Source organism: Acetobacter tropicalis, assembly GCF_001580915.1.
GTDB classification, from domain to species: domain Bacteria; phylum Pseudomonadota; class Alphaproteobacteria; order Acetobacterales; family Acetobacteraceae; genus Acetobacter; species Acetobacter tropicalis.
Genome location: NZ_LHZQ01000134.1, coordinates 1 through 7,162 on the forward strand (window position 1 = coordinate 1; position 7,162 = coordinate 7,162).

The 7,162-nt window shown below is 48.1% G+C and carries 4 protein-coding genes and 1 pseudogene; 1 reads left to right on the forward strand and 4 read right to left on the reverse strand.

The window, feature by feature from the left end; translation table 11 throughout:
• Positions 1–247 precede the first annotated feature (247 nt).
• Entirely contained in the window at positions 248–2,593 is a 2,346-nt protein-coding gene (locus tag AD944_RS01575) for a TonB-dependent receptor (protein ID WP_045543246.1), read from the reverse strand.
• A gap of 495 nt (positions 2,594–3,088) precedes the next feature.
• On the opposite strand from AD944_RS01575, the gene AD944_RS01580 reads away from it, so the two are divergent.
• Positions 3,089–3,484, forward strand: coding sequence for a YidB family protein (locus AD944_RS01580; protein WP_035379658.1), 396 nt, complete (start codon positions 3,089–3,091; stop codon positions 3,482–3,484).
• 74 nt (positions 3,485–3,558) lie between these two features.
• Here AD944_RS01580 and AD944_RS01585 read toward each other — a convergent pair whose 3' ends face one another.
• From AD944_RS01585 to AD944_RS01595, 3 genes and pseudogenes are all read right to left on the reverse strand, one after another.
• A complete protein-coding gene (locus AD944_RS01585) occupies positions 3,559–6,135 on the reverse strand; it encodes an HWE histidine kinase domain-containing protein (RefSeq protein ID WP_045543244.1) in 2,577 nt (858 codons plus the stop codon).
• Positions 6,128–6,697 (reverse strand): biliverdin-producing heme oxygenase, encoded by a 570-nt coding sequence (locus tag AD944_RS01590; RefSeq protein ID WP_140329614.1) that lies wholly within the window; start codon positions 6,695–6,697, stop codon positions 6,128–6,130. The genes AD944_RS01585 and AD944_RS01590 overlap by 8 nt, the downstream gene beginning before the upstream one ends.
• Positions 6,698–6,871: 174 nt before the next feature.
• Positions 6,872–7,117, reverse strand: a pseudogene (locus AD944_RS01595) (glycoside hydrolase family 15 protein); the annotation flags it as partial.
• Positions 7,118–7,162 lie beyond the last annotated feature (45 nt).

A 7,162-nucleotide genomic window follows, 5' to 3' on the forward strand; every position in this document is an offset into this window, starting at 1 on the left:
TCTCATTCAAAAGTCACTCTTTTTATGGGGGGATTACCCGGTGATTTCAGCTTCTAATGCATGAAAAGACATGAGGGCAGGGCTTCCCTTGAAAATGAGAGAGGAGTGATTACCATCCAGAAGCTACATGCCATTTCGCCACGAGCAAGAAAACAAAAATCCTTGAGAGATGGGCCTGCAACGCTCTCTCAAGGATCTTCACGTATTATTCCGCTCACCGAAAAGACTGTCTTTAAGCTGCTGCGTCTCAGAAGGAGGTAGAAACTGTGCCTGTCATTGAAAAACGCGGCTCAACCATGAAGGAATTTCCGTATCCGGTATAGGCAGGCGAGCTACCGCTATAAACCGTGCTGGAATCTCTATCACTATACACCGCCCCCATGGCACCAGTACGCACAATAGAACCTGTAAGGTTGGTGAAGTTTAACTTGAAAGTTGGAGACTTGAGAAAGCTGAAAGGCTGAAAATGGTAGCCAAGAGAAAGGGAGTTGGTAACATAGCCAGGAATACGCTGGTCATTTGCAACGCTGACGGATTGAGGTCCTGTATAATGAACAGACCCGTTCGCAAAAAATCCTTTGTATGTATATGTCAAACCAAAGTTGGCGATAATGCGCGGAGCCATGACTGCTTGCGTGCCTTTGGAATGAAGCATGATCTGCTGGTACGGATCAAAAACGTTGCTGTCCTGCGTGGCATGCAGATACTCAATGGAAGCATAGGGGCTGAAGCCATGAATTGATTTTCCGGCGATCATGAAATCAAAACCACGCATGGTTTGATTACCAATGGAAAATGGACGGAAGCTATTCATACCCAGATACTGATCAACAATACGGTTGGTTACATTATAGTTGAAGAAGGACATATCCAGCATCAGATACTTGTTGTGATATCTGTATCCAAGTTCTTCCTTAATTGAGTACTGATTTTTAGGAATAGGCATGCTGGTATATAACCACCCAAGATCATTGGTGCTCGGCTGTCGATAATCGCCTTCTGCGTTGATATAAATCTGGTTCTGATTATCGATATTATAGCTGATAGAAAGCTGGGGGAGGGGAGCTGTGCGGTTATTTCCCTGATAACCGTAATAATCCTTGTTCCATGTATTCGCCATGACAAATTTGAACCCGGCGTTAATAACCAGCTTATCATGGAGATAACGAGCAGTATCCTGAATGAAGAGAGAATGGATTTCGTAACCAGCCTGCTGCCTGTCTCCTTTGGAAATAAGATAATCGCCCTTATTGGGGCCTGGGGCGGCCCCGTTATCCATAACAAATCCGCTTGGGTAATTCCGGTCCGTTACGTTGTTCTCATACCAATAGCCCAGTGAAATATGGTTATGCCGGTCAATATCATACCCAAGCTTTGCCGTAGCACCGACCTGCCTTGCTCCATGCTCATTAAAATAGGAGGTCATGTTACGTTGTGCCCCGGTAGCGTCCGTTCCAATTCCTCCGGGAGACGCATCCCACCCTTGGCCAAAGCTGAAGTAAGGCTGGAGATCAAACGTAAATTTTTTGGGTAACACCACGTGAACGGGAGCAGTCAGAAAGACCTGGTTCCAATGATCGTTATTGTTTTTCCAATAATTGACATTCCGTGGGTCAGAGGAGCGTCCCCATCCGATACCATTATGTTTATAGTTAAAGAATTGTTGTTCTGTTGGGTAATTATCAATCACAAAGTCTTCAGAGTTCCAAGAAAGAAAAAGATGAGCGTTTGATCCGTTATCCCAGTCTTTGCGCACACCGAAATCAATGTGCTTGCGCTGATTGATGCCTGCGCCCATCCAACTGCGAGCATGTGTATTGGAAAAGGAAAAAAAGCTTTTTACGCCACTATTCCCAATTTCACCTGATTCAAGGCGGATGAATTCTCGGGAGAGATTATTCGTCCCATAAGAAAAATCCATCATCCCGCCGAGTTTGTTCGATGGGAGATGGGTGCGGGAATTCATGACGCCGCCGGCAGCAGACATTACCGGAAGATCACGCGCAGCACTTCCTGGTGCCACGCTGACTTCCTCCAGATTTTCAGAATCAATGTCTTCCGTCATGTATTTGGCTGCCGCAGCCGGTGCACCGTCCACCATGAGTGCCATATCCAGATCAGTAAGCCCGCGAGACTGGATCTGGCCGCCCTCCATACCAGAACTATCAGGGGCCATGATATTGAGACTGGGAAGATTTTTAACAAGATCAAGAGCAGTAGATGTAGGGCTACGCATATTGATGTAAGCTTTTGTAACGGTCTGCACAGCATGAGGTGCGGTTTCCAGCCGCATCATGCCTCCGCCACCGTTTAGCGCCTGACGATGCGAGCCGACGAGAATATCTTCCTCACCTTTGGCTTGAAGCGGGTTAGAGGCTTTTTTTACTGGAGCAGTTCTTGAAGAATGTGGGAATGTCGTTTTTTTTGCGCCAGTATGGGGCGCTGCGTGGCGGGAAGAAGAAGGAGCCGCTTGTCCGGGGGTAGCAAAATTGCACAACGTGACTGCGCTAACCAGGCCAGAGAGAAGCATCAACCGTTCTCGACGAGAGAGAGATGCAAACAAACGAAAAGTTTGGAAAGAATTGGTCAGCATGCTCTGCTTTCCTGCCATGACATCAATACACAAAAAGAAAATAAAACAACGGCCCCGATCACGTAATGTCCTGAAAACAGCCAGAATGATTACCATCTCGTTATATATGGAAATCGATATGTTCTCACAAAAGGAAAAAAAGCATTTTTGCGTTGCTTTTATTCGAATGTAGATATTTTCCTTTTAGCCCTCCTTACAAAACAGCAATCTAACTCCTTGACCTTATTCAGGATAATGGGCGTGTTGTTCACCCAAGTTTGGCTTCTTTAAATATTTCTTTATAGAAAACAACCACTCCCGCTCCTGAAGCGAGAAAGCAACTTAAGGGATCGTCAAGCGTTGAAAATGTAGGCGCAGAAGATAGTTCCGTTTGCTTCGAAAACGTCTTCATGCGCAGGTTGAGTTCTTTTCATCCGGCGGAGCACACTGTCGCACAAAACCTAAAGCTACAGAGTTACACGACGGAAAGCTCTCCAGAAACGCGAGGCGAAACGCATGAAACTCTCTGAACAAATTACCTCCGCTGCTACGCAGGTTGGAGACTTTTTGACATTTGCAACTCAGGATGAATCCGGATTGCTGTCAGTAATAAATGATATTCTCGGGCCTGTGCCTCAGCCTGATCATCCCAGTAAACTGGAAGAACGTGCACAGGCAGTAGGGATGATTGATGTTATTCGCTACTGGCAAACGACAGACAAAGCGCGTAGCGCAACGCCAGAAGAAATCCAGCAGTTTTTCACCAAATCTGAACTGGACTCAATTTCTGAACAAACTGGCCTTTCAGAAGAGGCAACCATGAGCATGATGTGCGAACTGCTTCCCCGCTGCATTCGGCGCCGCGCACTGCACATGTCATTTACACGTCCGGCTATCTCCGACCCGGAATGAAACCCAAAAAAGAGGAGGTGCTGGCAAGGCATCTCCTCTTTCCAATTTCTAGGTAACCTCCAAGATAGTCTAAATTATTCTGCTTCTTGGTTATTGTTTGGCAAAGAATTAAGTAATTTTTTCATTTCTCGAATTACGTTGTGGACAGCATAAGGCTTTCTTACTACCGGAACATCCTTAAATTCAGCCGGAATCATTGAGCCGTCTGCATATCCGGTGGCGAAAAGGAATGGGATACCCTGCGCACGAAGGGCCTGAGCTATTTTGACCGATGTCTCGTCACCCAAATTCAGGTCCAAAAGAGCAATGTCCGGCATGTCTTTCTGCAAGGCTTGCTGGCCTTCATAAACAGATGAGACCGTCCTGACATCCTTCACACCATATTCCATCAGGGCGTGCTCTATATCCATAGCGATCAACAGTTGATCTTCCACGATCAGAACAGATGCCATCCGCAGATCATCATCAGTCGATCTGGCTTCTGACTGTACCATAACGTCTGGCATAAGATTGTCCTCCTGCGTGACAAGCACGGCATGGCGCTTGGGTAAATCAAAACGAATGAAAAGCCCTTCAGTTCGAAAATCCCATGCAGACCTGCCATTCAATTCATGGGGAATAGCAAGCTGAATCAAAACTGATCCGAAACCTTTTCCATCTGGCCGCGTAACAGGCGGTCCGCCGGTTTCCTTCCATGTCAGCACCCAATTCTGCTCTGCATCATCAAAGCGCCACGCCACTTCCAGACGTCCTTCCCGGCAGGAAAGAGAGCCATATTTTGCAGCATTTGTGGCCAGTTCATGGATAACGAGAGCAATAACAGAAAGACCCCGCCCCGTTAGCCATATCTCCGGGCCCTTCAAGGTGATTGTGCTTGCTTCCAGCCGATAGGGCTCCAGTTCCGCTTCTAGAAGAGGACGTAACAATCCCCCTCCATCCGCACGCACAACCTGATCATGTGCACGCGCAAGAGCCGTTATACGTGCCTTCAAAATGGAAAAATGATTCTCCATGCTACGCCCATGTGGAACAGGACGCCCCATAAGAGACTGCACAACCGCCAGAATGTTCTTAACACGATGGCTCAGTTCTTCATTCAGCATCCGCTGCCGAATATCAGCTTCCGCACGCTCCTGAAGCTGTTGCTGATGATATGCTCCCATCACTTCTATCAGGGCTGAGCGCAACTGAGTAGCTGCCTCCACATCATCCGCAGTCCATGGATAACAATGATCGCGCACTTGCTCTTTCCATATGGCAAAACTGGTACGCGGAGTAAGACGTGGGCCATTCGGGCCTGTTTTGTAAGTCTTGTTCGGGTCACCGCCCCAGTTGAGCGTCTGCACAATTTCCTTACGGAAGAGAAAAAGATAATCTCCCGGCTGTGCCGAAATGGGAATGACCATAACGCCAGCCACACTGGGGAGCAGGCACTTGGCCCACTCGAAATCCCCCGAAAAATGCGAGGTATGCCAGATGTGCCCACCCGCTACAGAGGAAATAGTGTCAACAAGCTTCTCTGCCACCTGCAAAGTGGTCGGGGCTTCTTGGTAAGAGGTCCATTGTCCGTTAATCCATAACCCCAAGCCATCACAAGGAACAAGGGGGAACAAATCTGCAATCCGAGAACGCAAATAGGACGGCATGTCCGTCATGGACACAGCATCCCTCAGGAAATTATCGATTAAGGCATGGGTTCTTCGCGTAATAAGAAGACGATTGGTACGCAGGATCACAACAATGCGGAGAGAAACAAACTCTCCAAGCATTTTGGCGACCGCGCGCTCTGCAAGGGTGAGAACACGGGGAGAGTAATTGTGGCAGGCAATCATCCCCCACAAGGAACCGTCCACAATCAGGGAAATGGACATGGAAGCACCCACGCCCATATTCGCCAGATATTCGCAATGAATAGGGGAAACACTGCGAAGCTGCGCGAAAGACATATCCAGCGGTTCACTACCCGGCAATTCCAGCAACGGCACGGGCGTATAAGCTACATCCCCAATGGTACGGATCAGAGCCCGGCGGTAGAGATCGCGCGCCTGTGCGGGAATGTCCCCACTAGGAAAATGCTGCCCAAGAAAGCTCTCAAGCAAAGGAGAACGTGCTTCCGCTATCACCTTTCCTGACCAGTCGGGATCAAAGCGATAGATCATGATCCGATCATACTGCAACACGCCGCGTAGTAGCCGCACGACCACATCACACAGTTTCTGCTGATCTGAGAGGTTACGTATCCGATCCAGCATAAGGCGTAGCTGCCCTATGGATTGCCGGCTGATTTCCGAGGCTCCTTCAGCCTCGCATTCAACGACCACTTCCTGCCCAACAATATGGACCGAAAGATCAAAAATGTTTCCCGGGGTTATTTCAATGCCGAACAAATAGGCTGGGCGCTTGAGAGAAAGGCTGTTGGTAAGCGCGTTGCGTATCTCATGCACAGCACTGCGACTGAGATGATCAGATAACAGATCTCCGGGCAGCATCTGCTCAAGACCAAGCATGGCGGCCGCATTGGCGGATACACGCCGGAGCATGAAATTATCTCTATCACAACTGAAAAGGCAGCCGTGTGGCTGAATACTACCGGGAATATGGATCGGTTCTTTATCGCAACTGGTCAGATCAGCCTTACCGAACTCAACCATGAGAAATGCCAGCCTGCTCATCTGTGCGTCTTACGGCATCCAAAGCATAGCAGAACAGTTGCCTTGCTCCTTCTACCGCGCTGTCTCCGTCAAATTGGGGAGCCTTTTCGAGCAAAGACAAGAAAGTTTTCCAACCATTCAGTGATCCTGATTGCATAGCCAGATGACGCGCACCAAAGTCTGCACTTAATCCCAGTTGGGAAGCTTGCTTGACCAGAATTTGTGCCCCCAAGGATGCTCCTTCCACCACATAAACCATCCCTAGTAATTCAGAAATATTTTGAGGAGGGGAGGGAGGAGGCAGAATGCTCGGAGACATGTCCATATCCCGAGCATCCTGATTGAGAACGGTCATAAGAGAGGCAGGACGCCACTCTTTCAAAAAATCTGGCCAGGAAATTGTCTGAAAGCAGTCTTCAACGCCTCCTCGCAACGCCATGATGCTCGCAAGATAGCGTCTATAAGCAGACAAAGAGTTCAATGGACCTATTGCGGTATCAAGTTGTTGATGGATCGTCCATGTGCCGTCACGCAAGGTAAACCGTCGGGAAGTCGCATTCATTGAAAGCAGAGCCGCTTTGCTGAGTTAGGATGTTAGAAGAAACATGGACCTAAATTCAGACATCAAAAGCAACCCTATTCAAATCCAAGTAGCACTACAGCACTATGTCACTTGCATGAAAAGGGATCAACAGCATGACTGCACAAGAAAAACAGAATATCTATAAACAATCCGCTACTGCTGCAATTCACCAGACAAAAGAAGGGCTGTGTGGATAAGCGCCAGGTGTGAAAAGCCCTGAGGGAAATTACCTAGCTGAATTTTTCTTTCAGCATCATACTCTTCCGCTAAAAGCCCAACATCATTTTGTAGCCCTAGTAGTCTTTCAAACAAAGTCTTGGCAGCTTCCTTTCGGCCATCCATAGCATACGCATCAGCCAACCAGAACGAACAAGCCAGAAAAGCACCTTCCTCTGAGTTGAGACCATCAACGCGGAAATCTCACAGAAGGGTTGTACATCGGGT

What these genes read in the sequence shown, in the direction of transcription:
- AD944_RS01575 (WP_045543246.1), bottom strand. Translation starts at nt 2,593, where the DNA reads ATGCTGACCAATTCTTTCCAAACTTTTCGTTTGTTTGCATCTCTCTCT.
- AD944_RS01580 (WP_035379658.1), top strand. Translation starts at nt 3,089, where the DNA reads ATGAAACTCTCTGAACAAATTACCTCCGCTGCTACGCAGGTTGGAGAC.
- AD944_RS01585 (WP_045543244.1), bottom strand. Translation starts at nt 6,135, where the DNA reads ATGGTTGAGTTCGGTAAGGCTGATCTGACCAGTTGCGATAAAGAACCG.
- AD944_RS01590 (WP_140329614.1), bottom strand. Translation starts at nt 6,697, where the DNA reads ATGAATGCGACTTCCCGACGGTTTACCTTGCGTGACGGCACATGGACG.